This is a genomic window from Streptomyces montanus (assembly GCF_005786655.1).
GTDB classification, from domain to species: Bacteria; Actinomycetota; Actinomycetes; order Streptomycetales; family Streptomycetaceae; genus Streptomyces; species Streptomyces sporangiiformans.
Genome location: NZ_VBZC01000064.1, coordinates 13,703 through 37,424 on the forward strand (window position 1 = coordinate 13,703; position 23,722 = coordinate 37,424).

Sequence of the window (23,722 nt, forward strand, 5' to 3'; positions counted from 1 at the left end):
AAGGCTTCGACGGCGTCAGGGACGTCCCCGGTGTCCTCGTAGGTGATCGGCGATCGGCACCAGGGACGTGTGGAGGTCTGTCAGTGCCTCCGGCGGGAGCAGATCGATGAAGTGCCGCCGCACAGACGCCACATGATGAGGCGCGACCTTCTTCATCGTCTCCAGGCCGTGGTCCGTCAGCACGGCGTACAGCCCACGGCGGTCCGACTCGCAGTTCTCCCTGCGCACCAGGTCCGCGTTCTCCATGCGGGTGATCTGATGCGAGAGGCGGCTCTTGGACTGGAGGGTGGCGGACGCGAGGTCGCTCATCCGCATCCGCAGGCCCTCCGACTCCGAGAGGTTCACCAGGATCTCGTAGTCGTTCATCGTCAGGCCGTACGGCTGGAGGTCCCTTTCGAGCTGGTACGTCAGCAGCCGGTTGACCTCCAGGTGGGTGCGCCAGGCGCACTGTTCCGCATCGGTCAGCCAGCGTGTGGCCGTCTCGGTCTCCATAAATGGATTCTACCTAAGAAGTTGAAAGGCGAACTTATGAGGGTTTGTGTGACTGTGTGCACGCGTTCGATGTCACACTCCGCAGACTACCGCTCACAGCCCGAAGCGACGCTGGAGGTCGCCCAGCTGTCCGGGAAGGCGCGGTGTGCCGGATTGCGGTCCGTGGCCTCCGGGCACCCCGCCACCGGGTACGCCCGCCTGATGCGGGACCGCCCCCGTCGCCTCCTCGGCCATCAGGGTCTCGCTGGACTGCAGCAGCACCGTGCCTGCGCCCACGAACTCGAACTGGTGCTCCTCCCCGGAGGCTCCTCCGATGCCCGTCAGCGCACGTAGACCGCCCATCACGCCCGTCATGTAGCCGTGGTCGTAGTGATGGCACGGGGAGGGGCAGTCGGCCCAGCCGACGAGGGCCTGCGGATCGACGCGGATCGGCGGCTCCATGAACACCACCGGACCGTTCGAGGCGGCCACGAACTTGCCCGTCCCGATCAGCGTCAGAAAGCCCGGCACGATCGACTGCTTCAGCGCGAGACTTGGCTGAAAAGCGAGGAGGTTGCCCGAGCGAATGGTCAGATTGCCCTCGTCCAGGTCGTACGAGTTCACGTCGAAGGCCCGGTCGGCGAGGAGCATCTTGCCCGAACCGGAAGCCACCACCCAGTCGCCTGCGTGCAGTGGCGAATGGAACGACGTACGCACCAGACGGTCGAGGCGGCCGTGTCCGATGCCGTTGAACTCCATCGAGCCGTAGTACGCGATCATCTTGCCCTTCTGCAGGAACCACTCGCTCCCCTTGAGTTCCACGCAGAAGGTGTAGTTGTTGACGTTGTCGTCCGACGGGAGCGTCATCGGGTCGTGGGTCACGGGGCCCGAGCCCGGGTGGTCGCTCACAGCTTCTCCTCCGAGGCCTGCACATACACCGCGCCGTTGCCGCTCAGCTCCAGCTGGAACGCCTCGCCCGAGCCGCGGCCGACCATGTCGCGCCAGCCGAGGGCGGTGGACAGCTTGTTGCGTACGTCGCCGTGGTGGGCCACATACGCCTGCGGGTCGACGTGGACGGGGCGCTGTGGGGTGATCGGCACCTCGATGACTCCGCCGTGCGCCATGACGGCGACGTCGCCGTGGCCCTTGAGGGTCGTGGTGAACAGCCCCTGCCCCGTCACCTGGCCGCGCACCATGCCCATGACCCCGCCCTGTGAGCCCATGAACATCGTGCCCTGCTCGAGCGTGCCGTCGAAGGCCAGCAGCCGGTCCGCCTCCACGTACAGGGTGTCGCCGGTGAGGCTGATGACCTGGATGTGGTGGCCGCCGTGCCCGAACAGGACCGTGCCGGAGCCCTCCACGGTCATCAGGGGCGTCGCTTCGTTGGCGACCCGGCGGCCGATCATCGACATGACGCCGCCCTGGCCGCCCTGCGTGTTGGGGGTGAAGGAGACCTCGCCCTTGTAGGCGAGCATCGCGCCGCGCTGGCTGAACAGCCGCAGGCCCGGTGCGACCGTCGCCTCGATCATCTTCGAGTTGACCTCGCGGAAGGGCATCAGACCTCCCCTGCGATCGTGTTGCGCTCGCTGGGCTGTACGTAGACGAGCCCGTCGCCCTCGAAGCGGATCTGGAAGGCCTCGCCGCCGCCTTCGCCCATGAAGGTGCGGAAGGTGACACCGGACTGGAAGGACTGCCGCAGGTTCCCCTGGTGCGCGATGTACGCGCCCGGGTCGACCGTCAGCGGGTACTGCGAGCTGACCCGCAGGATCACCGCCGGCCCGTCGGACATGATCGCCGCCTGGCCGTGGCCCTCGATGGTCGTCGTGAACAGCCCGTTGCCCTGCGAGGCGCCGCGCAGCCCCGTGAAGGTCGTGCCCGTGCGCAGCCCCGAGTCGGTCGCGAGCAGGTTGCTCGACTCGACGAAGAGCTTGTCGCCCTGGAGGTTCACGAGGTTGATCTCACTGGCCCGGTCGGCGAACCAGCAGGTCCCGTGCCCCTTCACCTCCATCAGGGTCATCTGCTCACCGGTGAGGCGCCGGGTCACCATCCCCCGTATCCCCTCACCGCCGCCGCTCATCTTCTTGAAGGCCATCTGTCCGTCGTACGCCACCATCGAGCCGTTCTTCGCCTTCACGGCATCGCCGGTCATGTCGACGGCCAGCACTTTGCTGCCTTGGAGTCGGAACATCGCCACGCAGTGAAGGTAGCCGCCGAACGCGACCGCCAACAGATCCTCAGGGATGATCCGCCCCCGGACCCCACCCTGAGACCGAGTCGCCAGGGGAGGGGGCTGTATGCGGGGTGTGCTTCGGTGCGGGTCGGTGCGGGTCGCGTCCTTGGGGTGTGGTTCGGGAGTGAGTCGGTGCTGGGGGTGTCCCGACGGTGGCCGGATCCTGTGTCGGGCCGGACCCCCGGGCCGGGGTGGGCGGACCGTGAATGTCACAATGGGCCACGCTTGTGCCTACGTTCACAAAGCGTCGACTCCTCATCCCACCGAAGGTGACTCGTGGACATCAAGACCGCTTCCGCCATCCGCCGCCTCCGCCTGGTCTCCGCCCCCGAGGCCGTCTCGTTCCTGCTGCTGCTCGTCTGCTCGGTGCTGAAGCGGACCACGGACTTCAACGCGGTGCCCGTGATGGGGGCGGTCCACGGTGTCCTCTTCATCCTGTACGTGATCTTCTGGGCCGACGCCTGGAACCGCACCAAGTGGTCCCCGAAGACCGCGGCCGTCTACTTCGTCCTCTCCGTCCTGCCGACCGGCGGCTTCTTCGCCGACCGCAAGCTCAAGCGCGAGGCCGAGGCCGCCGTCATCGCGTCCCGTGCCCGCCAGGAAGGAATCGTCAACGCATGATCGTCGCCTTCTCGGTCACGCCGCTGGGCGTCGGCGATGACGTGGGGGAGTACGTCGCCGACGCCGTGCGGGTCGTCCGCGAGTCGGGTCTGCCCAACCGGACCGACGCGATGTTCACGTCCGTCGAGGGCGAGTGGGACGAGGTCATGGACGTCGTCAAGCGCGCCGTCGCCGCGGTCGAGGAACGCGCGCCGCGCGTCTCCCTCGTCCTCAAGGCGGACATCCGCCCCGGTGTGACGGACGGGCTGACGTCGAAGGTGGAGACGGTGGAGCGGCATCTGGCCGACTGATGCCTCCGCCCCGGGAGCCCGTCAGTCCCCGCCCGACGCCAAGGCCATGCCCAGCGGTGTCCGTTCGTACAGGACCTGGTGGCCGTATCGGCGCGACGTGAGCAGCCCGGCCCCACGCAGCGCCGCCAGATGCGCGGACACGGAGGAGGGCGCGAGCCCCAGCCGATGGGCGAGCGCCGACGTGCCGGCGGGTTCGTCGAGCGCCGTGAGCACGGTGGCCCGCCCGCGCCCCAGGAGCCGTACGAGCGCCCCGGACGTGCGCTCGGTCGGCTCGGCCCACAGACCGCCGATGCCCCGCGCCGGATAGACCAGCGTCGGCTGCCAGGGCGGATCGAACCCGCTGACCACGTCCGGCCAGGAGAACACGCTCGGCATCAACACCAGCCCCTGACCGCCGAGTTCGCGTACGTGCTCCCCCTTCCACTCCACCGTCAGCTTTCCCGCGTCCCAGGCGAACCGCCGGTCCAGCTCGGGCAGCAGCCCCCCGAGCCCCACTTCGGCGAGCCGGCGCGAATGGAACGCGACGTCGGCTTCCAGCAGGGCCCGCAGCCTCGGCCAGTCCGGCTCGATCAGGGCGCGCCAGGCCGCCTCCAGCAGGTCGGCCAGCCGCTGGACCGTACGGGCGGGATCCCTCAACAGGGCGCGCCCGAGCGGTGATTCGGCGGCCCCCGGCGTGTCCGCCAGCGCCCGCGCCGTGTCCTCACGGGCAGCCCGCGGGTCGGCGGCGCGCACCGCCGCGATCTCCTCCTCGAACGTGGCGGCCGGGCCGAGCGGCGGAGGCCCCAGCCAGTCGGGGGTGTGCCCGCGCCGGGGCATCAGCAGCCACAGTGGCGCGAGGTCCAGCCCGGCGGCGGCCGCACGGATACGGCGCAGCCAGCCCGTGTGGTAGCCGTGCCGCGAAGGCCGGTCGAGCGTACGTACCGCCTCCTGGGTCTCCCACAACGGCGACACCGCGAAGCGGCACCGCAGGAGATCGTCCTCGCCGAAGTGCAGATGGAACGGCAACGGACCTCCCCCTCCATGACCGGCCTGGCCCGGCCTCGCCCGGCCACGCCCGGTCTCGAAGATTCGGCTGACGCCGAAACTCTACGGCGGTCGGCCCGCGCACGTGCACGCTGCCGGACATGTCGGAAGAGAAGCAGGGCACAACGACGGTGCCCACAGCCCAGTCCGTCCAGGCCGTCCAGGCCATCCAGGCCCCCGAAACCCCTCAGACCGACCGTGCCACCACCGAAACCACCGGCTACCGCCGACTCTTCGCCGTACGCGAGTTCCGTGCCGTCTTCCTCGCCCACGCCCTCTCCCTGCTCGGCGTCGTCATCAGTGAAATCGCGCTCACCGTGCTCGTGTACGGGCTGACGGGGTCGCCGCTGCTCAGCGCGCTGGCGTTCGCGCTCGGGTTCCTGCCGTATCTCGTGGGCGGGACGCTGCTGGCCGGGGTCGCGGACCGGTTTCCCGCGCGACGGGTGCTCGTCGGGTGCGACCTGGTGTGTGCCGGATGCGCCGCTCTCATGGCGCTGCCGTCGACGCCGGTGGCCGCCCTGCTCGCGCTGCGGTGCGTCATCGCGGCCGTGGCGCCGGTGTTCAACGGGACGCGGATGGCCACGCTGACCGAGATCCTCGGGGACGGGGACCAGTTCGTGCTCGGCCGCTCGCTGCTGCGGATCGTGTCGCAGAGCGCCGTCCTCGTAGGGTTCGGGCTGGGCGGCGTCCTGCTCACCTTCGTGTCGCCGCGTGGGGCGCTGGTCATCACGCTGGGCACCTTCCTGGCCTCGGCGCTGCTCCTGCGGTGCGGGACGCGCCGCAGGCCCGCGCGGGCCGGAGGCGGATCCCTCGTGCGCTACTCGCTCTCCGGCACCCGCGAGGTCCTCGGCGACCGCCGGATCCGGGCGCTGCTGTTGCTCCTGTGGGCGCCACCGATGTTCGTCGTCGCGCCCGAGGCACTCGCCGCCGCGTACGCGGACGAGCTCGGGGTCGGCGCGGCCGAGGTCGGACTGCTGATGTGCGCGATGCCGGTCGGGACGATCGCGGGGGAGCTGTACGCCGGTGCCGCCCTGTCGCCCGCGGCCCGTTCCCGGATCGTCCTGCCCCTGGCGTGCGGCACGCTGCTGCCTCTCCTCGCCTTCCCGTTCCACCCGGGCCTCGGCTGGATCCTGCCCATGCTGCTGCTCGCGGGGTCGGCGGGCGCGTACACCCTCGGTCTCGACCGCTGGTTCGTGGACGCCGTTCCGGAGGAGCTGCGCGGGCGGGCCATGACCGTGCACACGGCCGGGCTGATGACGATCCAGGGGGTGGGCATGGCGTTGGCCGGCGTCGCCGCCGAGTTCTGGGCGGTCAGCACGGTCGTGGGCGGAGTCGGGGCGCTCGGGACGCTGTGCTGCGTACTCCTGGCGCTGGAGGTGCGGCGTACAGGAGGGGAGCGTGGAGAGGGGGCGTGGAGAGGGGGGACCGAAACGCGAGACGGGGCTGACCACGATATGACCGGCCGGTAGGGTCTTTGCCGTGCCGAAGCCGCTCAGTCTCCCATTCGATCCCATCGCCCGCGCGGACGAACACTGGAAGCAGCGATGGGGCAACGTTCCGGCCATGTCCGCGATCACCTCGATCATGCGTGCCCAGCAGATCCTGCTGGCCGAGGTCGACGCGGTCGTCAAGCCGTACGGGCTGACGTTCGCGCGGTACGAGGCGCTCGTGCTGCTTACCTTCTCCAAGGCCGGTGAGCTGCCGATGTCCAAGATCGGCGAGCGGCTCATGGTGCACCCGACGTCCGTCACGAACACCGTGGACCGGCTCGTGAGGTCCGGCCTCGTCGCCAAGCGGCCCAACCCCAACGACGGGCGCGGCACGCTCGCCTCCATCACCGAGAAGGGGCGCGAGGTCTGTGACGCCGCTACCCGTGACCTGATGGCGATGGACTTCGGGCTCGGGGTGTACGACGCCGAGGAGTGCGCGGAGATCTTCGCGATGCTGCGGCCGCTGCGGGTGGCCGCGCGCGACTTCGACGAGGAATAGGCGCTTCCGCTCGGATGCGCACGCCGGTCCTGCGCCGGTCCTGCATCGGTCCTGCGCCGGTCGTACGCCCTCGGGGGCGCCCGAAGATCGTACGAAACCGCCGGTTACGCTCGTGCCCATGAAAAAGAGCGTGCTGACCCGCTACCGCGTCATGGCTTACGTCACCGGTGTGCTGCTGGTCCTGCTGACCCTCGGTGTGATCGCCAAGTACGTGCTGGAGATGGATGGCGCCGCGGACTTCACGCGGGTCGTCGGCATCGCGCACGGCTGGCTGTATGTCCTCTATCTCGTCTTCGCCTTCGATGTCGGCGCCAAGGCGAAGTGGCCGGTCGGCAAGCAGGTGTGGGTGCTGCTCGCGGGGACCATTCCCACCGCCGCCTTCTTCGTGGAGCGCAAGGTCAGCCACGAGCTCGAGGGCAAGATCGTGGACGATCCGGCCGCGGTCGCCAAGGCGTAGCGGTACCGCCACAGGTGTGATCTGTGGCGGTCCCCATCGACATTTACTAGGACGTCCTAGTAAATTCGAAGGATGGACGCTGACGCCATCGAAGAGGGCCGCCGCCGCTGGCAGGCCCGTTACGACGCCTCACGCAAGCGCGAGGCCGACTTCACCACGCTCTCCGGGGATCCGGTGGAGCCGGTGTACGGTCCCCGGCCCGGGGACACCTACGACGGGTTCGAGCGGATCGGCTGGCCCGGTGAGTACCCCTTCACGCGGGGGCTCTACGCGACGGGCTATCGAGGGCGGACGTGGACGATCCGGCAGTTCGCCGGTTTCGGGAACGCCGAGCAGACGAACGAGCGCTACAAGAAGATCCTTGCCAACGGCGGGGGTGGCCTGTCCGTCGCCTTCGACATGCCCACGCTCATGGGGCGCGACTCCGACGATCCGCGCTCGCTCGGCGAGGTCGGGCACTGCGGAGTGGCCATCGATTCCGCCGCCGACATGGAGGTCCTGTTCAAGGACATCCCGCTGGGTGACGTCACGACGTCCATGACGATCAGCGGGCCGGCCGTGCCCGTCTTCTGCATGTACCTGGTGGCCGCCGAGCGGCAGGGCATCGACCCGGGCGTGCTGAACGGCACGCTCCAGACGGACATCTTCAAGGAGTACATCGCGCAGAAGGAGTGGCTCTTCCAGCCCGAGCCCCATCTGCGGCTCATCGGCGATCTGATGGAGCACTGTGCGTCGAAGATCCCCGCGTACAAGCCGCTGTCCGTCTCCGGCTACCACATCCGCGAGGCCGGCTCGACGGCCGCGCAGGAGCTGGCGTACACGCTGGCGGACGGATTCGGTTACGTCGAGCTGGGGCTGAGCCGTGGCTTGGACGTGGACGTGTTCGCTCCCGGTCTCTCCTTCTTCTTCGACGCGCACGTCGATTTCTTCGAGGAGATCGCCAAGTTCCGTGCGGCGCGGCGGATCTGGGCCCGTTGGATGCGGGACGTGTACGGCGCGCGGTCCGAGAAGGCGCAGTGGCTGCGCTTCCACACGCAGACGGCCGGGGTCTCGCTGACCGCCCAGCAGCCGTACAACAACGTCGTACGGACGGCCGTGGAGGCCCTCGCCGCCGTCCTGGGCGGGACCAACTCCCTGCACACCAACGCCCTGGACGAGACGCTCGCGCTGCCGTCCGAGCAGGCGGCGGAGATCGCGTTGCGTACGCAGCAGGTGCTGATGGAGGAGACCGGGGTCGGCAACGTGGCGGATCCGCTGGGTGGTTCGTGGTACATCGAGCAGTTGACGGACCGGATCGAGGCGGACGCGGAACGGATCTTCGACCAGATCAGGGAGCGGGGGCTGCGGGCGCACCCCGACGGTCAGCACCCCATCGGGCCGATCACCTCCGGCATTCTGCGCGGGATCGAGGACGGGTGGTTCACCGGCGAGATCGCCGAGTCCGCCTTCCAGTACCAGCAGGCCCTGGAGAAGGGCGACAAGCGGGTCGTGGGGGTGAACGTCCACCATGGATCGGTGACCGGGGACCTGGAGATCCTCCGGGTCAGTCATGAGGTGGAGCGGGAGCAGGTGCGGGAGCTCTCCGGGCGGAAGTCGGGGCGGGACGAGGCGCGGGTGCGGGCCTCGGTCGCGGCGATGCTCGCTGCCGCGCGGGATGGGTCGAACATGATCGAGCCGATGCTGGACGCGGTGCGGGCGGAGGCGACGCTGGGGGAGATCTGTGACGCCTTGCGGGAGGAGTGGGGGGTGTATACGGAACCGGCGGGGTTCTAGGCGACGCGGGTGCCTCCGGCGCCGGGGGTTTTTCGCCCCCGCCGCCCCTACCCGTCCCATCCCGTTCCTGGGGGCTGCGCCCCCAGACCCCCCTTATCGGCCTTGCGGCCTCGTCCTCAAACGCCGGACGGGCTGAAAATCAGCCCCTCCGGCGTTTGAGGAGCGGGGTCTGGGGCGGAGCCCCAGGGGACGGGAATGGGTAGGGGCGGCGGGGGCGAAAAAAACCGCTACGACGCCGCGGTCGCCCTCAGCCCCTGCATCAGCAGCTGAGTGAAGCTGTGGACCCACGCCTCGTCCGCCGGTTCCGCGCTCACCAGGGTGCGGTGGACCACGGAACCCGCGACCATGTCGAAGATCAGGTCCGCGGTACGGGCCGACGCTTCGGGGTCGGTCTCGGGGGGCAGCTCGCCGCGCGCCTGGGCGCGGGCCCGGCCCTCCAGGACGAGCCGCTTCTGGCGGTCGACGATCGAGGTGCGGATCCGGGCGCGCAGCGCCTCGTCGCGAGTCGATTCGGCGATCACCGCCATGAGGCCGCTCTTCGCCTCCGGGCGGCCCAGGATCGCCGCGAACTGCAGGACCACGCCCTCTATGTCGGCGGCGAGGCTGCCGCTGCCCGGGAGTTCGAGCTCGTCGAAGAGCTCGGCCACCGCGTCCACGACGAGTTCGTTCTTGCCCGCCCAGCGGCGATAGAGGGTCGTCTTGGCGACACCCGCGCGGGTCGCCACGTCCCCCAGCGTCAGCTTGGACCAGCCCAGTTCGACCAGTGCCGCACGCGTCGCCGCGAGGATAGCGGCGTCCGCCGTGGTGCTGCGCGGGCGCCCCGTGCGGGGGGCGGAGGGGCGACTCAGCATGTCGGCGACCATAGCCCGAGGTGAGGGCGTCCGGAACGGTCCAGGCGCGGTCTGTGGCGAGGTGAGGAAGATCACCCGGGGACTCCGTATGGGTCGACCCGGAGAGGGTTACGCTACGACTCGTAGCGAAAGCGTGCGTGTGAGCGACGACCACACTGACGCCGGGTGGGGACCCGGCGTCGACGACCATGCGGCGGGCCCGACCGAGCCCGGCTTTCAGAACGCTTTTCACCTGTGCGCGCGGAAGGGGGAGTATGTACTCATGCAGCCACGGAACATGTCCATGAGCGGAGTCGTCGACCTCGCCGCGGTGAAGGCGGCCCAGGAGGCCAAGGCGAAGGCGGAGCAGGCGCGCGCCGATGCGGCGAAGCAGGGTGGGGGAGGAGCCGTCTCCGCCGCCAGCCTCGTCATCGACGTCGACGAGGCGGGTTTTGAGCGTGACGTCCTGCAGCGCTCCACCGAGGTGCCCGTCGTCATCGACTTCTGGGCCGAGTGGTGCGAGCCGTGCAAGCAGCTGAGTCCGCTCCTGGAGCGGCTCGCCGCCGAGTACAACGGCCGGTTCGTACTCGCCAAGATCGACGTCGACGCCAACCAGATGTTGATGCAGCAGTTCGGGATCCAGGGGATCCCGGCCGTCTTCGCTGTGGTGGCCGGCCAGGCCCTCCCGCTCTTCCAGGGCGCCGCCCCCGAGGCGCAGATCCGGGGCACCCTGGATCAGCTCGTGCAGGTCGCCGAGGAGCGCTTCGGGCTGACCGGCCTGACGGTCGACGCGGACGCCCAGCAGAGCGAGGCTCCGGCGGCCCCCGAAGTGCAGGCCGGGCCGTACGACGCGCTGCTCGAAGCCGCCGTACAGGCCCTGGACGCGGGGGACTTGGGCGGCGCGGTGCAGGCGTACAAGAACGTGCTGAGCGATGACCCGGGCAATACGGAGGCCCAGCTGGGGCTGGCCCAGGCCGAGTTGCTGCAGCGCGTGCAGAACGTCGATGCGCAGCAGGTGCGCAGGGACGCCGCCGAGAAGCCCGGTGACGTGCAGGCCCAGATCGCGGCCGCCGACCTGGATCTGGTGGGCGGTCATGTCGAGGACGCCTTCGGGCGGCTCGTCGACGCCGTGGCGCGTACTGCGGGTGACGACCGGGACGCCGCGCGTGTACGACTGCTGGAGCTGTTCGATGTGGTGGGCGCCGACGATCCTCGTGTGACGGCGGCGCGACGGGCCCTGGCCCGGGCCCTGTTCTGACCTGTTCTTAAACACTGAGGCCTGTGGCGCCTGAGTGAGCGATTTGTCGACGCAGCGACACTGGCGGCCGTGCTTTACCAAATCTTGGTAAACACGGCCGCTGTTACTAGGAGTAAGCCGCGAGGGTCGATCTGTCGGATTCCATCCAAGGATCAATCGTTTTGTCAACGACCCCGGATGCACCCTCTGTTGTCGATCGATATCGACGGGTCCTCCCGTAGTTATCCGCCCGTTACTAGCGGGTAACGAAGCCCCTTGCGACGGCGGCGAGAATGCACCACGATCGGCCACGCTCGGTCCATTCCCGCGTCCCGACAGCCAATCGGGTCAACGGGTTTTCTTGGGTCCCCACCGAGTAGGTCCGGCGGCAGTGGCGTCGGCCCTTGGACAGGGGGGTCTCTGCTTCTTCGGCAGAGCCTGTCCGGCAGGTTGTGCGTGAAGTGTTCAGGCGCGACCAGTGGTTGTCGCTCGGGGGTGATCGCCGGTGAGTTCGGGCGCGGTTCGCGCCTCTGAGCGCGGGCGCTCTCCTTCCCGAGGACGTAGCACTTCTCCCATCCCTGCCCGACTGAGCCGCCGACAGGGGGCAGTCAGGGCCGGAGATGTACGTCCGAGAAGGAGGAAATATGGAGTCCCAGGTGCGTGGCGGGACGAGATGGAAGCGGTTCGCGGTTGTCATGGTGCCCAGCGTGGCCGCGACCGCCGCGATAGGTGTCGCCCTGGCGCAGGGTGCTCTCGCCGCGTCGTTCAGCGTTTCGGGTCAGTCGTTCAAGGTGACGACCAAGCAGCTTGATGGCACGGGCTTTTCCCAGTACGGCGCCATTGACTCGGGTTACACCCTCGATGGCAAGAAGACGGCACACCCCGTCGCGGTCTCTGCGTTCAAGTCCGCGACGATCAAGGAACTGTGCCAGTCCGTTGTCACCCCGGACATCCCGGTGCTGGGCAACGTCAGCCTCATCCTGAAGGCCGGCGGCGGTGACACGCCGGTCCAGGCGGAGAACCTGTACATCGACGTCGCCGACCTGAGCGCCGATGCCGAGTTCAAGAACATCGACATCGGTGTGGCCGCCGGCGACGCCAACAAGGGTCCCGGCATCGCCAAGGGCGACAAGGCGAACCCGTTCGGGTTCGCGCAGCAGGCCGACTCGGTCAGGCTGAAGGACGTGAAGCAGACGGCGTGGGCGACCACCGCCGGAACCTTCAAGCTCAGCGGGCTGAAGATGTCGCTGGCCACGGGTGTCAAGGAGTGCTACTAGGCGCCCTGTGACGGGTGGGGGAGCCTTCTTCCCCGCCCGTCACCTCCTTCTTCTTGTCTTCTCTTGTCCATCTGGTCCGTACACCCGCCACCCCCCACCCTGCCCCCAGCTTTCACCTCTCACAGCAACGCCGTTCCAGGGAGCTGTTTTCCATGAGCGCCGAGACTCCTGCCGCGCGCGGCCAATTCACCGACCGGCGGCTGAGGTTCCGCGCCTGGCGAGGCAACCGGCCGTTCTGGGCCGGTCTGTTCGTCCTCCTCAGCGGATTCCCGATCGCCTACTTCCCGTACGCGAATCTCCAGATCGGTCATCTGACCCTGGCGATGGCCACCACCGCGGGAGCGGGCTCTCTGATCATCGGCGTTCTGCTGATCGTGCTCGGGGTCAGCCTGTGGTTCCAGAAGCACGTACGGGTCTTCGCCGGTGTGGCGGCGATCCTGCTGGCGCTGGTCTCCATCCCGGTGTCCAACCTCGGGGGCTTCCTCATCGGCTTCCTGCTGGCGCTGATCGGTGGTGCGATGGCCGTGTCCTGGGCTCCCGGTGAGGAGCCCGCGGCGAGGCCGGCCAAGACGGACCGTGCGGACGAGGGAGTCGCCCCCGAACCCCTGGCGGCGGGCGGGGCGAGCGAGCCGAACGATCTGTCAGGAACGAGCCCGAGCAACGGGGCGAACGGGAGGCACAGTGCCGGCTGAGGAGGCCCACCGCGTGGACTCGGTAGAGTCCCGGGCGAGAACCGGGCCGCGGCATGCAGCCCCCAAGAAGCCGTTGTTCACCAGGCTGCACATGCCCGCGGGCAAGGCGATAGCCCTCGCGTCCATGCCGACCGCGATCCTCATGGGCATGGGGTTCACGCCGACCCTCGCCAACGCGAAGGACGGGGTGACGAACCCCTTCAAGGACGGACCGTGCGTCACCAAGACGGACGAGCCGAGCGAGTCGGAGTCGCCCTCGGCGTCCGAGTCGCCGGACAAGAACGACCAGGACTCCTCCGAGGAGAGCGGCAAGGGCGACGCGGCGGAGCCGACCCCCACGCCGTCCTCGGGTTCGGACTCTTCGTCGGATTCAGGTTCCGACGACGCGTCCGACTCCGGGTCCTCCGACCCCGCCCCCAAGGAGCCGTCCGGCGACGACGCCACGTCGCCGTCGCCCTCGCCCTCCGAGTCCGAGTCCAAGAACCCGCTCGACCCGCTGGGTATCGGGGACGCGCTCGGGGACATCCTCACGCCCGACGAGAAGGAGGAGGCGAGCGCCAGCCCGTCGCCCACCCCCTCCGCCTCGGCGAGCGGGGACACCGTCGAGGACACCACCGACAAGGTGACCGACACGGCTGAGGACACCGCCCAGGGCGCCGAGGACGCGGCGAAGGACACGGCCGAGAAGGCCGAGGACACCGCCCAGGACGCGACGGACCAGGCGAAGGAGGCGGCCGACGAGGCCACCGCGTCGCCCAGCCCGTCCCCCTCGGCCTCCGAAGGGGAGGGCGAGGGCGGCAAGGAGGCGTACCCCTGCGTCGTCGAGAAGAAGGTCGACGGCAAGGACGAGACGACTCCGGTCACGCTGCCGACCGAGCCCTGGTACCTGGAGTCCAGCGGGCTCCTGCTGGAGGGCCTCGACTACAAGGGCGTGGTGAACGTCAAGACGGCCGACGGCAAGACCAAGCAGACCCTGAAGTTCACCGCGGAGAAGGTCGACATCGGCGATCTCCACCAGACGGTCAAGGACGGCCAGTCCGGCAAGACGTACCACGTGGAGGCGGCCAAGGGTTCCACCTCCACGATCCGCGGCGGCACGGTGACGATGTACACCGAGAAGCTGCAGGGCAACCTGTTCGGGCTGATCCCGGTGACGTTCGACCCCGAGCACCCGCCGCCGATCAACACCCCCATCGCGTACTTCACCAAGGTGAAGATCACGCAGGCCGGTCAGTTCGGCGGAACCCTGACCGTCCCGGGTCTGCATCAGTACGTCACCGACTGAGCGCCCCTCCAAGGCCCGTTCGGGAGCCGCAACGCGCTGAGGGCGCCCCCTGTCTCAGGGGGCGCCCTCAGTGGCGTTCAGCGGCGGCGTTGAAGGAGCGGGGCGCGGGTGACGCGTCGAGCGGCGCGGCCCGGGTGACACGTCGGTGCGTCAGCTGCCCAGGTGGTGCACCCGCACCATGTTGGTGGTGCCGGGGACGCCGGGGGGCGAGCCCGCGGTGATGATCACGGTGTCGCCGTCGTTGAACCGCTTGAGCCGGACCATCTCCTGGTCGACCAACTCGACCATTTCGTCGGTGCTGTTCACGAAGGGCACGACGTGGGACTCGACGCCCCAGCTCAGCGTGAGCTGGTTGCGGGTGGACTCGTCAGTGGTGAAGGCCAGGATGGGCTGGGCCGCGCGATAGCGGGACAGCCGCCGGGCCGTGTCGCCGGACTGAGTGAAGGCCACGAGGCCCCTGGCGCCCAGGAAGTCCGCGATCTCGCACGCGGCACGGGCCACCGAACCACCCTGCGTACGCGGCTTCTTGCCCGGCACGAGCGGCTGCAGGCCCTTGGAGAGCAGCTCCTGCTCGGCCGCCTGGACGATCTTCGACATCGTCTTCACGGTCTCGATCGGGTACGCGCCCACACTCGACTCGGCGGACAGCATGACCGCGTCCGCGCCGTCCAGGATCGCGTTGGCCACGTCGGAGGCCTCGGCGCGCGTGGGACGGGAGTTGGTGATCATCGACTCCATCATCTGGGTCGCGACGATCACCGGCTTGGCGTTGCGCCGGCACAGCTCCACGAGGCGCTTCTGCACCATCGGGACCTTCTCGAGGGGGTACTCGACGGCGAGGTCGCCACGGGCGACCATGACGCCGTCGAACGCCGCCACGACGGCCTCCATGTTCGCCACCGCCTGGGGCTTCTCCACCTTGGCGATGACGGGGACCCGGCGGCCCTCCTCGTCCATGATCTTGTGGACGTCGTTCACGTCGTGGGCGTCGCGCACGAAGGAGAGGGCGACCAGGTCGCAGCCCATCCGCAGGGCGAAGCGCAGGTCCTCGACGTCCTTCTCGGACAGCGCGGGCACATTGACGGCCGCGCCGGGCAGGTTGATGCCCTTGTGGTCGGAGATGACACCGCCCTCGATGACGACCGTCTTGACCCGGTGGTCCTGGACCTCGACGACCTTCAGTTCGACGTTGCCGTCGTTGATCAGGATCTGGTCGCCGTGGGAGACGTCGCCCGGCAGGCCCTTGTAGGTCGTGCCGCAGATCGACTTGTCGCCCGGCACGTCCTCGGTGGTGATGGTGAACTCGTCACCGCGCTCCAGCTCGACCGGGCCCTCGGCGAAGGTCTCCAGCCGGATCTTCGGGCCCTGCAGGTCGGCGAGGACGCCGATCGCCCGGCCGGTCTCCTGGGAGGCGGCCCGGACGCGGTCGTACCGCCCCTGGTGCTCGGAGTGCGAGCCATGGCTGAAGTTGAAGCGGGCCACGTTCATACCGGCCTCGATCAGCGACACAAGCTGATCGTGGGAGTCGACGGCTGGGCCCAAGGTGCAGACGATTTTGGAACGGCGCATGGGGGCGATCCTATCGGTTTGTTTCGCTACGGAATATTCCGTCTGGTGGAAGACACAAATGGGCGGGTACGCGCTCAGGAGTGGGCCCGCCCTCAGGGGCTCACTCCGAGTTTCCGCTCTCCACAAGTGCGTACGTCTGGGTGGCGATCTCCAGTTCCTCGTCGGTCGGGACCACGGCCACCGCCACCCGCGCGCCCTCGGGCGACACCAGGCGCGGCTCGCCGGACCGTACGGCGTTGCGGTCGGCGTCGACCGCGAGGCCCAGCCCCTCCAGGCCCGCGACGGCGGCTTCGCGCACCGGGGCCGCGTTCTCACCGACCCCCGCCGTGAAGGCCACCGCGTCCACCCGGCCGAGTACCGCGTAATAGGCACCGATGTATTTCTTCAGGCGGTGTATGTAGATGTCGAAGGCGAGCCGCGCCTGCTCGGCATCCTCGCCGCCCTGGTCGATCCGGCGGCGAATCTCCCGCATGTCGTTGTCGCCGCACAGGCCGATCAGGCCGCTTTTCTTGTTGAGCAAAGTGTCGATCTCGTCGATGGACATCCCGCCAACGCGCGCCAAATGGAAAATGACCGCCGGATCCGTGTCTCCGGAGCGCGTACCCATCACGAGCCCCTCCAAAGGCGTCAGCCCCATGGAGGTGTCCACGCACCGGCCCGCCCGGACAGCCGATGCCGAGGCGCCGTTGCCCAGGTGCAGCACGATGACGTTGACCTCGGACGGCTCCTTGCCGAGGAGCCGGGCGGTCGCCCGGGAGACGTACGCGTGCGACGTGCCGTGGAAACCGTAGCGGCGGATGCGGTGCTCGTCGGCGGTCCGCACGTCGATCGCGTAGCGGGCCGCGGACTCCGGCATCGTCGTGTGGAAGGCCGTGTCGAAGACGGCGACCTGGGGGAGGTCCGGGCGCAGGGCCTGGGCCGTGCGGATGCCGGTGAGATTGGCCGGGTTGTGCAGGGGCGCCACCGGGATCAGCCGTTCGATCTCCGCGAGCACGGTGTCGTCGATGACCGTCGGCTCGGTGAAGTGCCGGCCGCCGTGCACCACGCGGTGGCCGATCGCGGCCAGTTCGGGGGAGTCCAGGCCGAGCCCGTCCCTGGCCAGCTCCGCGGCGACGGCCTTCAGGGCGGCCTCGTGGTCGGCGATCGGGCCGGTCTGCTCCCGGGACGCGCCACCGTTCGCCAGCGGGGTGTGCTTCAGGCCGGACGTCTCCTCGCCGATGCGCTCGACCAGGCCGACGGCGAGCCGTGAGCTGTCGCGCATGTCGAGCAGCTGGTACTTCACCGACGAGGAGCCGGAGTTGAGGACGAGGACGCGGGTGGCTGTCACTGGGCGGAAGCCTTCTGGGACGGGGACGGGGACGGGGACGTAGCCGGGGCCGGGGGCCGGGTCATGCCGGGGGTCTGGGCCTGGGCCTGGATCGCCGTGATGGCGACGGTGACCACGATGTCCCCGACGAGCGCGCCTCGGGACAGGTCGTTGACCGGCTTGCGCAGGCCCTGCAGAACCGGGCCGACGGCGATCGCGCCGGCCGAACGCTGTACGGCCTTGTACGTGTTGTTGCCGGTGTTGAGGTCCGGGAAGATCAGCACGGACGCCTGCCCGGCGACCTCCGACCCCGGCAGCTTGGTCGCCGCGACCGACGGCTCCACGGCGGCGTCGTACTGGATCGGGCCCTCGATCTTCAGGTCCTCGCGGCGCGCGCGGACCAGCTCGGTGGCCTGGCGCACCTTGTCGACGTCCGCGCCCGAACCGGAGGTGCCGGTCGAGTACGAGAGCATCGCGATCCGCGGCTCGACACCGAACTGCTGGGCGGTCGCGGCCGACTGGATGGCGATGTCGGCCAACTGCTCCGCGTTCGGATCGGGGTTGACCGCGCAGTCCCCGTACACGAGGACCTTGTCGGCCAGGCACATGAAGAAGACGGACGAGACGATCGACGCGTCCGGCTTCGTCTTGATGATCTCGAAGGCGGGACGGATGGTGGCCGCCGTCGAGTGCACCGAACCCGACACCATGCCGTCGGCCAGGCCCTCCTGGACCATCAGGGTGCCGAAGTAGTTCGGGTCGGAGACCACGTCGTACGCCAGCTCGACGGACACGCCCTTGTGGGCGCGGAGCCCGGCGTACTTCTCGGCGAAACGCTCGCGCAGCTCGGAGTCCTGTGGGTCGATGAGCTGCGCGCCGGCGAGGTCGATGCCGAGGTCCGCGGCCTTCTTGCGGATCTGGTCCACCGGGCCGAGCAGCGTCAGATCGCAGACACCGCGGCGCAACAGCACCTCGACGGCGCGCAGGACGCGCTCCTCGGTGCCCTCGGGCAGCACGACGCGGCGCTTGTCCGAGCGGGCCCGCTCCAGGAGCTTGTGCTCGAACATCATCGGCGTGACGCGGTCGGTGCTCGGTGCCGAGACCCGACCGAGCAGATCGGCCGTGTCGACGTACCGCTCGAAGAGACCGAGCGCCATCTCCGCCTTGCGTGGCGTGGCCGCGTTCAACTTGCCGTCCAGGGCGAAGAGCCGGCCCGCGGTCGGGAAGCTCAGGCCGGACACCGAGACGACCGGGGTGCCCGGGGCGAGACGGGCGGCGAGGGTGAGGACCTCGTCGCTGGGCCGCTCGTCGAGGGTCAGCAGGACGCCGGCGATGGGCGGAGTGCCCGCGCTGTGCGCGGCGAGCGCCCCCACGACCAGGTCGGCGCGGTCCCCGGGCGTGACCACCATGCAGCCCGGCGTCAGGGCGGTAAGGAAGGTCGGCAGCATCGCGCCGCCGAAGACGAAGTCGAGCGCGTCACGCGCGAGCCCCGAGTCGTCGCCGAGCAGGACCTTGCCGCCGAGGGCGTGGGTGACCTGCGCGACGGTCGGCGCGCCGAGCGCGGGCTCGTCGGGCAGCACGTAACAGGGCACCGGCAGCTGGGAGTCCAGGGGCTGATGGATCTCCGCACGGTCCGGCGGCGCCACCCGGTTCACGATCATCGCGAGTACGTCGCAGCCCAGACCGTCGTACGCGCGGAACGCGTTGCGGGTCTCCGCGCGCACCGACTCCGCCGTCTGGTCACGGCCCCCCACGACGGGGATGACGGACGCGCCGAACTCGTTCGCCAACCGGGCATTGAGGGTCAGCTCGTCGGGGAACTGTGTGTCGGCGTAGTCGGTGCCGAGGACGAGAACGACGTCGTAGTCGCGGGCCACCCGGTGGAAGCGGTCGACCAGCTGCGAGACCAGCTCGTCGGCGCCCTGCTCGGCCTGGAGCGCGGACGCCTCGTGATAGTCCATGCCGTAGACCGTCGCCGGGTCCTGGGCCAGGCGGTACCGGGCGCGCAGCAGCTCGAAGAGACGGTCGGGGCCTTCGTGGACAAGGGGACGGAACACCCCCACCCGGTCGACCTGGCGGGTCAGCAGCTCCATGACTCCCAGCTCGACGACCTGGCGGCCGTCGCCCCGGTCGATCCCGGTCACGTACACGCTGCGCGTCACGCGTGTTCCTCCCTTTTCTCACTGCTGGTGGTGTGGCGCCGGGGTCCGGCCCTTAGCCCCCGAACCGGGCGGAAGAGGCGAAAAACAGTCGTTATCGTCGGCTGTGCCCTCTTGACAATACCTCCGCGCCTGGATAGGGCGCCCGTGGGGCGGCCGGGTACGGTGGGCCGTCGGCGCTCGTGAAACAATCGGTCGGGCTGTCACGTACCACCTCTCACGTACCCCCTCGAACGGGCTCTCACGGACCAACAGCGAGCAGGAGACACAGCACGATGCGTATCGGAGTTCTCACCGCAGGCGGCGACTGCCCCGGGCTGAACGCAGTGATCCGGTCGGTCGTGCACCGGGCCGTCGATCACTACGGCGACGAGGTGATCGGCTTCGAGGACGGTTACGCGGGACTGCTCGACGGCCGTTACCGCATCCTCGACCTCAACGCGGTGAGCGGCATCCTCGCCCGCGGCGGCACCATCCTCGGCTCCTCCCGCCTCCAGCGCGACCGGCTCCGCGAGGCCTGCGACAACGCCCAGGACATGGCCCGCGAGTTCGGTATCGACGCGCTCATTCCGATCGGCGGCGAGGGCACGCTCACGGCGGCGCGCATGCTGTCGGACGCGGGCCTGCCCGTGGTCGGTGTGCCGAAGACCATCGACAACGACATCTCCTCCACGGACCGCACCTTCGGCTTCGACACCGCCGTGGGCGTTGCCACGGAGGCGATGGACCGCCTGAAGACCACGGCCGAGTCCCACCAGCGGGTGATGGTCGTCGAGGTCATGGGCCGTCACGCGGGCTGGATCGCGCTGGAGTCCGGTATGGCCGCGGGCGCCCACGGCATCTGCCTGCCCGAGCGGGCCTTCGACCCGGGGGACCTGATCAAGATGGTCGAGGAACGCTTCGCCCGCGGGAAGAAGTTCGCGGTTCTCTGCGTGGCCGAGGGCGCCCACCCCGTCGAGGGCACCATGGACTACGGCCACGGCGAGATCGACCAGTTCGGGCACGAGCGGTTCCAGGGCATCGGTACGGCCCTGGCGTACGACCTCGAGAGGCGGCTCGGCAAGGAGGCCAAGCCGGTCATTCTCGGCCATGTCCAGCGCGGAGGTACGCCGACCGCGTACGACAGGGTGCTCGCCACGCGCTTCGGCTGGCACGCGGTCGAGGCCGCCCACCGGGGCGACTTCGGGCGGATGACGGCGCTGCGGGGGACGGACATCGAGATGGTGCCGCTCGCGGAAGCGGTGACCGAACTGAAGACGGTGCCGAAGGACCGGATGGACGAGGCCGAGTCGGTGTTCTAGAGCCGGAGTCGATGTCCGGAGCCGCTGTCGGTGTTCTGGAGTCGGAGCAGGCGCTCCGGATCTGTTGTCGCTCTAGCCGTTCCGCTGGACCGTGGTCCAGAAGTGGTCGACGATCCGGTCCAGGAAGTCCCGGCCCGCCGCGTCGGCCGCCGCTCCGTCGCTCCACCTGAGAGCGGCCACCATCTGTCTCTGGTACTCCGTGTGCAGGGAGTGGAGTACGTCCTCCACGAGACGCCGTCGCAGCGGCAGCAACTTGCTGACGGGGCGCACGTACGCCTGCCATCGCGTGCCGCACGCGCGGCGCAGCAACTCGGCCAGTTTTCCTTCGCGCCCGGTGACGGTGACGAGGTCCGGCAGCGACAGGCCGAGCACCTTGGCAAGGGCCGAGGACTGCCGCCCGCTGCCGCGCCACTCGTCGTGCTCCTCCATCCGCTGATACACGAAGAGTTCGAGACCGACGGCACGCGCGACGTCCTGGGCGGCCAGACCGCGCGCGATCCGGTGCTCGCGCAACGTGCGGGGCGTGCCGACGAGTTCACCCGTCGAACACCACAACACCCCCGCGAGCGCGGTGAGTTCGGCATTGCTCGGGGCGACCGCGCCCGCCTCCCAGTCGACGACCAGGGCGGGAGTCACATGGGGCAGTCCGTACGAGGTGCGCATCCCGTACGCGACGTGTTCGGGTCCCATGCCGAGCGCTGTGCGGAGCTCGCGGGCGGCCGGGGCGTTGAAGGGAGGAGTGGGCTGGGGGGTGGGCAGTGACTGCACGCGCCCAACGTAGGGGCGCAGGGCCGTGGTGACTACAGTCTGTTCGGTCAGGATTACGGATTGTCGGAAAACGCGGATTCGGGTGTCTGTCCGAGGTGGCTGAAGATCAACTGTTTGAGCGGGCGCCGTGGGGATCACGATGGCGGACGGTGGCCCGTACGGGCGGGCCGGGAAGTGGGTCGAAGGTGGAAAGCGCTGTGAGCAGGATCGACGGGCATATTCGCGAGCGACTGCTGGCGTCGAACTTCTGGCATCTGGCGACCGTGGGCGCGGACGGGGCACCGCAGGTTTCGCCCATGTGGGCGGACATCGAAGACGAGTACGTCATGGTCAACACGTCGATCGGCCGCGTGAAGGAAGAGAACCTGCGGCGCAATCCGTACGTTTCCCTTTCTCACCACGATCCCGAGAACCCCTATGACCGGGTGGAGATCCGGGGGCGGGTCGTGCGGTTCGTCGAGGGGGAGGTGGCGGAGCGGGCGATGGACCGGCTGGCGCGGAAGTACATCGGTGAGGACCGGTACCCATGGCTGCTTCCGGGGGAGCGGCGGGTGATGATGCTGATCGAGCCGACTCGGGTGCGGCATGTGGTGGGGGTGGAGAGGTTCCGGCCGGGAGTCCTTCCGGAGTCCGGGGCGGAGCGCTGAGGCTCGTCAGCCGCGCCGGCCCTAGCCCTTGACGGCGCCTCCAAGCGCGAAGCCGCCGCCGAGACGGCGGGCGATGAGGACGTAGAGCAGGATCACGGGTGTGGAGTAGATGATCGAGAACGCGGCCAGCTGACCGTAGATCACCGTCCCCCGGTTCCCGAAGAAGTCGTTGATGCTCACGGACGCCGGCATCTGCTCGGGGCTCAGCAGCAGCATGAAGGGGACGAAGAAATTGCCCCACATCATGACGAACGAGAAGACGGTGACGACCGCCACGCCCGGGCCCATCAGGGGGAGCACGATGCGGAGGAGGGACTGGAATGAAGAGGCGCCGTCCGTCCACGCCGCCTCCTCCAGCTCCTTCGGCACCCCGTCCATGAAGTTCTTCATCAGCCAGATGGCGAAGGGGAGTTGGGAGGCCGCGAAGAAGAAGATCGTCCCCTGCATGGTGTCGATCAGGTCCACCTGCACGAACAGCGCGTACACCGGCACCATGATCGCCGTGATCGGCAGGCTCGTCGCGAACAGGATCGTGAGAAGGAACGGCCGGTTGAGCCGGGACCTGAACCGCGACAGCGGGTACGCCGCCAGCGCCGCGCAGACCACTGTCAGCAAGGTCGCCCCGCCGCACAGGATCAGGCTGTTGAGCAGGGGCGTGAAGGTGATGTCGGGTTCGAGTACGGCGTCGAAGTTGTCCAGGGTGATGCCGTCGGGCATCTTCACCCTCAGGTCGGCGTGCGGGTCGAGAGACGACAGGATCACCCAGGCCAGCGGCAGCACGAACGCGGCGGCGACGACCAGGAGACCGGCGTCGGCGGCGTAACGGCGGCTGGTGCGGCGTGAGTTGAGGGTGGCCATGGCGGGTCAGACCTCCGTCCGCAGCAGCCGCATATAGACGAGGGAGAAGAGCGAACCGACCACCAACAGCAACAACGCCACAGCCGTCCCGTATCCGATCATGCTTTTCTGGAAGGCCTGTTCGTACATGAAGAGCGGCAGGGTCTGGCTCCTGGTCCCCGGGCCGCCCCTCGTCATGACCCAGATCAGGCCGAAGACCGACAGCGTCTGGAGGGTGTTGAGCATGAGGTTCGTGCCGATCGACCGGCGGATCATCGGCAGCGTGATGTGCCACATGCGCCGCCAGCCGCCCGCGCCGTCGACCTCCGCCGCCTCCGTGATCTCCTGGGGGATCTCGTTCAGGGCGGCCGAGTAGACCAGCATCGAGAAAGCCGTGCCACGCCACACGTTCGCGAACGACACCGCCAGGATCGGGAGCGTGTACAGCCAGTTCTGGCTCGGGAGGTGGAGCCAGTCCAGGACGGCGTTGAGGGTGCCCTCGCGGCGGAAGAAGGCGTAGAGAAGGAAACCGGCGACCACCTCCGGAAGGACCCACGCCGTGATGACTATGCCGCCGGTGAGCGTACGGACGGGCTTGGACGCGCGCTGCATCAGCGCGGCGAGGGCCAGGCCCAGGGTGTTCTGGCCGACGAGGGAGCTCACGACGGTGAACACCAGCGTCAGCCATACGGCGTTGAGGAACGCGTCGTCCTGGAACGCCTCGCGGAAGTTGTCGAAGCCGACGAAGGACGACTCGGCCTGGCCGGTGAGCTGGAGGTCGGTGAAGGCGATGTAGGCGCAGTACGCGATCGGGCCCGCGAGGAAGAGGACCAGGAGGACGACGGCGGGGGAGACGGGGAGGGCCCGGACGAGGGCGCGGCGGGCTGTGCGGGGTCTCGGCACGGGCGGCGGGGCGGCCGGCCCCGGCGGGGTCTTGACGACGCCGGGGCCGGCCGGAGG

24 protein-coding genes are annotated in these 23,722 nt (G+C 69.2%); 12 read left to right on the top strand and 12 right to left on the bottom strand.

Annotation, left to right across the window (positions count from 1 at the left end; translation table 11 throughout):
* Positions 1-15: 15 nt before the first annotated feature.
* From FE633_RS38490 to FE633_RS38505, 4 genes are all read right to left on the bottom strand, one after another.
* On the bottom strand, positions 16-492 hold the full coding sequence (locus FE633_RS38490; RefSeq protein WP_138049811.1) for a MarR family winged helix-turn-helix transcriptional regulator: 477 nt from the start codon (positions 490-492) through the stop codon (positions 16-18).
* Between the two features lie 93 nt (positions 493-585).
* Positions 586-1,380, bottom strand: coding sequence for an AIM24 family protein (locus FE633_RS38495; RefSeq protein WP_138049812.1), 795 nt, complete (start codon positions 1,378-1,380; stop codon positions 586-588).
* Positions 1,377-2,027, bottom strand: a complete 651-nt coding sequence (locus FE633_RS38500; protein WP_138049813.1) for an AIM24 family protein — start codon at positions 2,025-2,027, stop codon at positions 1,377-1,379. The genes FE633_RS38495 and FE633_RS38500 overlap by 4 nt, the downstream gene beginning before the upstream one ends.
* Positions 2,027-2,659, bottom strand: a complete 633-nt coding sequence (locus FE633_RS38505; RefSeq protein WP_138049838.1) for an AIM24 family protein — start codon at positions 2,657-2,659, stop codon at positions 2,027-2,029. Before FE633_RS38505 ends, FE633_RS38500 begins: the two co-directional genes overlap by 1 nt.
* Positions 2,660-2,977: 318 nt before the next feature.
* Here FE633_RS38505 and FE633_RS38510 point away from each other — a divergent pair, with 318 nt between their 5' ends.
* Positions 2,978-3,322 carry a DUF3817 domain-containing protein gene (locus FE633_RS38510; protein ID WP_138049814.1) on the top strand — a complete coding sequence of 115 codons (345 nt, stop codon included), beginning with the start codon at positions 2,978-2,980 and terminating at the stop codon, positions 3,320-3,322.
* Entirely contained in the window at positions 3,319-3,612 is a 294-nt protein-coding gene (locus FE633_RS38515) for an MTH1187 family thiamine-binding protein (protein WP_119099348.1), read from the top strand. Before FE633_RS38510 ends, FE633_RS38515 begins: the two co-directional genes overlap by 4 nt.
* 21 nt (positions 3,613-3,633) lie before the next feature.
* Here the strand turns inward: FE633_RS38515 and FE633_RS38520 are convergent, their stop codons facing one another.
* Complete coding sequence (locus tag FE633_RS38520; protein WP_138049815.1) at positions 3,634-4,617, bottom strand: ArsR/SmtB family transcription factor; 984 nt, start codon at positions 4,615-4,617, stop codon at positions 3,634-3,636.
* A gap of 119 nt (positions 4,618-4,736) precedes the next feature.
* Between FE633_RS38520 and FE633_RS38525 the strand changes: the two genes are divergently transcribed.
* The 4 genes from FE633_RS38525 (at position 4,737) to icmA (ending at position 8,854) form a co-directional block, all read left to right on the top strand.
* Positions 4,737-6,104, top strand: a complete 1,368-nt coding sequence (locus FE633_RS38525) for an MFS transporter (protein WP_138049816.1) — start codon at positions 4,737-4,739, stop codon at positions 6,102-6,104.
* Positions 6,105-6,114: 10 nt separating this feature from the next.
* Positions 6,115-6,624 (top strand): MarR family winged helix-turn-helix transcriptional regulator, encoded by a 510-nt coding sequence (locus FE633_RS38530; protein ID WP_138049817.1) that lies wholly within the window; start codon positions 6,115-6,117, stop codon positions 6,622-6,624.
* A gap of 118 nt (positions 6,625-6,742) precedes the next feature.
* Complete coding sequence (locus FE633_RS38535) at positions 6,743-7,081, top strand: DUF3817 domain-containing protein (RefSeq protein ID WP_138049818.1); 339 nt, start codon at positions 6,743-6,745, stop codon at positions 7,079-7,081.
* 72 nt (positions 7,082-7,153) lie between these two features.
* The gene (icmA, locus tag FE633_RS38540) at positions 7,154-8,854 is read left to right on the top strand and encodes a coenzyme B12-dependent isobutyryl-CoA mutase large subunit (RefSeq protein WP_138049819.1); all 1,701 of its coding nucleotides are present in this window, start codon (positions 7,154-7,156) and stop codon (positions 8,852-8,854) included.
* Between the two features lie 227 nt (positions 8,855-9,081).
* Here icmA and FE633_RS38545 read toward each other — a convergent pair whose 3' ends face one another.
* A complete protein-coding gene (locus FE633_RS38545) occupies positions 9,082-9,705 on the bottom strand; it encodes a TetR/AcrR family transcriptional regulator (protein WP_138049820.1) in 624 nt (207 codons plus the stop codon).
* Positions 9,706-9,967: 262 nt separating this feature from the next.
* Between FE633_RS38545 and FE633_RS38550 the strand changes: the two genes are divergently transcribed.
* From FE633_RS38550 to FE633_RS38570, 4 genes are all read left to right on the top strand, one after another.
* A complete protein-coding gene (locus FE633_RS38550; protein WP_138049821.1) occupies positions 9,968-10,942 on the top strand; it encodes a tetratricopeptide repeat protein in 975 nt (324 codons plus the stop codon).
* A gap of 623 nt (positions 10,943-11,565) precedes the next feature.
* Positions 11,566-12,198: a DUF6230 family protein gene (locus FE633_RS38560; protein ID WP_138049822.1), complete on the top strand. Its 633-nt coding sequence runs from the start codon at positions 11,566-11,568 to the stop codon at positions 12,196-12,198.
* Between the two features lie 152 nt (positions 12,199-12,350).
* Positions 12,351-12,890 (top strand): DUF6114 domain-containing protein, encoded by a 540-nt coding sequence (locus FE633_RS38565; RefSeq protein ID WP_138049823.1) that lies wholly within the window; start codon positions 12,351-12,353, stop codon positions 12,888-12,890.
* A gap of 13 nt (positions 12,891-12,903) precedes the next feature.
* The gene (locus tag FE633_RS38570) at positions 12,904-14,175 is read left to right on the top strand and encodes a hypothetical protein (protein ID WP_246114023.1); all 1,272 of its coding nucleotides are present in this window, start codon (positions 12,904-12,906) and stop codon (positions 14,173-14,175) included.
* Positions 14,176-14,325: 150 nt separating this feature from the next.
* On the opposite strand, the gene pyk is transcribed toward FE633_RS38570, so the two are convergent.
* The 3 genes from pyk to pta form a co-directional block, all read right to left on the bottom strand.
* Positions 14,326-15,744 carry a pyruvate kinase gene (gene pyk, locus FE633_RS38575; protein WP_138049825.1) on the bottom strand — a complete coding sequence of 473 codons (1,419 nt, stop codon included), beginning with the start codon at positions 15,742-15,744 and terminating at the stop codon, positions 14,326-14,328.
* A gap of 100 nt (positions 15,745-15,844) precedes the next feature.
* Positions 15,845-17,071 carry an acetate kinase gene (locus FE633_RS38580; protein ID WP_138049826.1) on the bottom strand — a complete coding sequence of 409 codons (1,227 nt, stop codon included), beginning with the start codon at positions 17,069-17,071 and terminating at the stop codon, positions 15,845-15,847.
* Entirely contained in the window at positions 17,068-19,212 is a 2,145-nt protein-coding gene (gene pta, locus FE633_RS38585) for a phosphate acetyltransferase (protein ID WP_138049827.1), read from the bottom strand. The genes FE633_RS38580 and pta overlap by 4 nt, the downstream gene beginning before the upstream one ends.
* Positions 19,213-19,484: 272 nt before the next feature.
* Here pta and FE633_RS38590 point away from each other — a divergent pair, with 272 nt between their 5' ends.
* Complete coding sequence (locus tag FE633_RS38590) at positions 19,485-20,510, top strand: ATP-dependent 6-phosphofructokinase (RefSeq protein WP_119099360.1); 1,026 nt, start codon at positions 19,485-19,487, stop codon at positions 20,508-20,510.
* Positions 20,511-20,582: 72 nt separating this feature from the next.
* Here the strand turns inward: FE633_RS38590 and FE633_RS38595 are convergent, their stop codons facing one another.
* Complete coding sequence (locus FE633_RS38595) at positions 20,583-21,278, bottom strand: helix-turn-helix domain-containing protein (RefSeq protein WP_138049828.1); 696 nt, start codon at positions 21,276-21,278, stop codon at positions 20,583-20,585.
* 197 nt (positions 21,279-21,475) lie between these two features.
* Between FE633_RS38595 and FE633_RS38600 the strand changes: the two genes are divergently transcribed.
* A complete protein-coding gene (locus tag FE633_RS38600; protein ID WP_138049829.1) occupies positions 21,476-21,925 on the top strand; it encodes a PPOX class F420-dependent oxidoreductase in 450 nt (149 codons plus the stop codon).
* A gap of 21 nt (positions 21,926-21,946) precedes the next feature.
* On the opposite strand, the gene FE633_RS38605 is transcribed toward FE633_RS38600, so the two are convergent.
* Both FE633_RS38605 and FE633_RS38610 read right to left on the bottom strand, forming a co-directional pair.
* Positions 21,947-22,783: a carbohydrate ABC transporter permease gene (locus FE633_RS38605; RefSeq protein WP_138049830.1), complete on the bottom strand. Its 837-nt coding sequence runs from the start codon at positions 22,781-22,783 to the stop codon at positions 21,947-21,949.
* 6 nt (positions 22,784-22,789) lie between these two features.
* A partial coding sequence (locus FE633_RS38610) for a carbohydrate ABC transporter permease (protein WP_246114024.1) occupies positions 22,790-23,722 on the bottom strand: 933 nt, incomplete at its 5' end.